This window comes from Cryobacterium sp. 10I5, from assembly GCF_035019865.1.
Taxonomy (GTDB): Bacteria; Actinomycetota; Actinomycetes; order Actinomycetales; family Microbacteriaceae; genus Cryobacterium; species Cryobacterium breve_A.
Genome location: NZ_JASJVI010000165.1, coordinates 1 through 3622, shown reverse-complemented (window position 1 = coordinate 3622; position 3622 = coordinate 1). Strand labels below are relative to the sequence as shown.

General features: G+C 70.6%; 2 protein-coding genes. Both read right to left on the bottom strand.

Annotated features, from left to right (window positions below; all coding sequences use genetic code 11):
- Nucleotides 1-26: 26 nt before the first annotated feature.
- Nucleotides 27-1484: a rhamnulokinase family protein gene (locus QN350_RS19340; protein ID WP_322138464.1), complete on the bottom strand. Its 1458-nt coding sequence runs from the start codon at nucleotides 1482-1484 to the stop codon at nucleotides 27-29.
- A 20-nt stretch (nucleotides 1485-1504) separates the two neighbouring features.
- The gene (locus QN350_RS19335) at nucleotides 1505-3544 is read right to left on the bottom strand and encodes a bifunctional aldolase/short-chain dehydrogenase (RefSeq protein WP_322138465.1); all 2040 of its coding nucleotides are present in this window, start codon (nucleotides 3542-3544) and stop codon (nucleotides 1505-1507) included.
- Nucleotides 3545-3622: the final 78 nt, after the last annotated feature.

Below are 3622 nucleotides of genomic sequence, written 5' to 3'. Positions count from 1 at the left end.
GCGGGGCGGCGACGGGCGAGGCGCCGTCAGGCGTGGGGCTCGTAGCGGCGGGGAGAGTATGCCTGGGCGACGAGCGTTCGGAGGGCCTCGAGGCTGCCGTGGGCGAGGCCCTGCGCCCGCGCCTGGATCAGCACGTTCCCGATCGCGGTCGCCTCGACGGGTCCCGCGAGCACCGGCAGGCCGGTGAGGTTCGCGGTCAGCTGGCAGAGCAGCTCGTTCTGGGAGCCGCCGCCGACGATGTGCACCGTGCGGATGCTCGTACCCGACAGTTCGCTCGCCGCGCGCAGGGTGCTGGCGTACTTCGTTGCGAGGCTCTCGATGATGCTGCGCACGAGCTCGACGGGGGTTGCGGGTGCGGCGAGCCCGTGTGCGGCACAGTGCTCGCGGATCCGCGCAGGCATGTCCCCCGGCGCAAGGAAAGCCGGGTCGTCGACGTCGAAGACCGTGACCGGCCCGGTCACCTGTGCGGCCTGGGCGAGCAGGAACGGCAGCTCGAACGCCACGCCCTCGAGATCCCAGCTGCGCATCGACTCGCTCAGCAGCCAGAGCCCCATCACGTTGCGCAGGTAGCGCACCCGCCCGTCGACGCCGCCCTCGTTGGTGAAGTTCGCGGCCCGGCTCTCCTCGGTGAGCACGGGAGAGTTCAGCTCGACGCCGACGAGCGACCAGGTCCCCGACGAGATGTATGCGGCATCCTCGTCCCGCATCGGCACGGCGACGACGGCGGATGCCGTGTCGTGCGACCCGACGGCGACGAGATCCAGCCGCGACACGGCCCCGATTTCATGGGCCACCACGGGCAGCAGGGACCCGATCCGGGATCCCGGATCGACCAGCCGCGGGAAGATCGCGCGCGGCAGGCCGAGCCGTGCGATGAGCGCATCGTCCCACTCCCCGTGACCGGAACCGTGGCCGTGCCCGGTCCCGGTCGACACGGTCAGCAGCCCGGTCGTCGACGCATTGGTGCGCTCGGCGACGCGCTCCCCGGTCAGCCAGAAGCCGAGCAGGTCGGGGATCAGCAGCATCGTCTCCGCGCCGTCGAGGCCGCCCGACTGCCGTTCGGCGGCCAGCTGGTACAGCGTGTTGAACGGCAGGAACTGCAGCCCGTTGCCGGCGTAGAGCTCGGCGTGCGGCACCAGGGCGTGGGTCGACTCAACTCCTTGAGCGGTGCGCTCGTCCCGGTAGTGGAACGGGTTGCCGAGCATCCGCTGCCCGGAGAGGAGCGCGTAGTCGACGGCCCAGGAGTCGACGGCGGCGCTCCGCAGTCCCGGTTCCTCCCGCACGGCTGAGTGCAGCCCGGCGAGGACGTTGCGGTAGAGGTCGAGGATGTCCCAGTGCAGCCCGTCGATCGTGCGCACCGGCAGGTTCGGGAACCGGGCGACCGGGCGCAGCCTCAGCTCGTTGTGGCCGACGTGCCCGAGCATGACCCGCCCGCTCGACGCGCCGAGGTCGATCGCCGCGACCGTTCCGGCGCTGCTCACCACGGGAACACCCCCGCCGCAGCTCATCGCAGGAAGGCGGCCGCGACGCCGGCGTCGACCGGGATGTGCAGCCCGGTGGTGTGGCTGAGGTCGCTCGTGCAGAGCACGAAGACCGCGTTTGCGACGTTCTCGGGCAGGACCTCGCGCTTGAGCAGGGTGCGCTGCGCGTAGTACTTGCCGAGGTCCTGCTCGTCGACGCCGTAGACCGCGGCGCGCTTGGCTCCCCAGCCGCCGGCGAAGATGCCGGAGCCACGCACGACACCGTCGGGGTTGATGCCGTTGACCTTGACGCCGTACTCACCGAGCTCGGCGGCCAGCAGGCGCACCTGGTGGGCCTGGTCGGCCTTCGTCGCCGAGTACGCGATGTTGTTCGGGCCGGCGAAGACCGAGTTCTTGCTCGAGATGTAGATGATGTCGCCGCCGAGCTTCTGGTCGATCAACACCCGGGCCGCGGCGCGGGAGACGAGGAAGGAACCCTTCGCCATCACGTTGTGCTGCAGGTCCCAGTCGGCGACCGTGGTCTCGAGCAGGGACTTGGAGAGCGACAGGCCGGCGTTGTTCACGACGAGGTCAAGTCCGCCGAAGGCGATCACGGCGTCGTCGACGCCTGCCTGCACCTGGTTCTCGTCGGTGACGTTCGCCTGCACGCCGATCGCGACGTCGGTGCCGCCGATCGCGGCCGCGGCCTCCTGCGCCTTGGCGAGGTCGAGGTCCGCGATCACGACGCAGGCGCCCTCGGCCGCGAGCCGGGTGGCGATCGCCTTGCCGATGCCGCTCGCTGCGCCGGTTACGAGTGCGATGCGTCCGGCGAGCGGCTTGGGCTTCGGCATCCGCTGCAGCTTGGCCTCTTCGAGGGCCCAGTATTCGATGTTGAACTTCTCGGCCTCGTCGATCGGGGCGTAGCTCGAGAGCCCCTCCGCACCGCGCATCACATGGATGGCGTTGATGTAGAACTCGCCGGCGACCCGCGCGGTCTGCTTGTTCGCGCCGTAGCTGAACATGCCGACGCCCGGGATCAGCACGATGAGCGGGTCGGCGCCGCGGATGGCGGGCGAATCTTGGGTCGCGTGCCGGTCGTAGTAGGCCTGGTAGTCGAGGCGGTACTGCTCGTGGAGCTCGTGCAGGCGGGCGAGGGAGTCCTCGACCGAGGCATCCGCCGGGAGGTCGAGCAGGAGCGGCGTCACCTTGGTGCGGAGGAAGTGGTCGGGGCAGCTCGTGCCGAGGGCGGCCAGGCGCGGGTGTTCGGCGTGGGCGAGGAAGTCGAGCACCTCGGGCGCGTCGGTGAAGTGGCCGACCTTGGCGCTGTCGGTGGAGACGAGGCCGCGAAGGGTCGGTGCGAGTGCGGCGGCCTTGGCGCGGCGCTCGGCCGCAGACAGCGCACCGAAGCCCTCGAGCGGGGCTCCGAAGGGTTCGGGCTTGGAGTGTTCGTCGATGTAGGCGGTCGCGGTCTCGATGATCCAGAGCGAGTTAGCCTCGGCCTCCTCGCTCGTGTCGCCCCAGGCGGTGATGCCGTGGCCGCCGAGAATGGCGCCGATCGCGCCGGGGTGGGCGTCCTTGATGGCGGCGATATCGAGTCCGAGCTGGAAGCCGGGGCGGCGCCACGGCACCCAGATCATCCGGTGGCCGAAGATCGAAGCGGTGAGTTCTTCCCCGTCGACGGCCGTCGCGATCGCGATGCCGGCGTCCGGGTGCAGGTGGTCGACGTGGGCCGCGTCGACGAGGCCGTGCATCGCCGTGTCGATCGACGGGACGGCGCCACCCCGCCCGTGCAGGGCGAAGTCGAGGGCGCCGACCATCTCGTCTTCGCGGTCAAGGCCGGGGTAGACATCCACCATCGCGCGCAGGCGGTCGAGCCGGAGCACGGCGAGGCCGGACTCGGTGAGGGTGCCGAGGTCTCCGCCCGAGCCCTTCACCCAGAGCAGCTCGACGGTGGTGCCCGTCACGGGGTCGATCTCAGTGCCCTTGGCGGAGGTGTTGCCGCCGGCGTAGTTCGTGTTCTTGGGATTCGCGCCGAGGCGGTTCGAGCGGGCGATGAGCGCCGCGGCCGTGGGGTTGGTGGTCATGATCTGCTTTCCAGGGGCTGGGAGAGGAGCTAGAGGGCACAGGACGAGCGGGGGGGGCAAGCACGGGCGGTGTGGGTT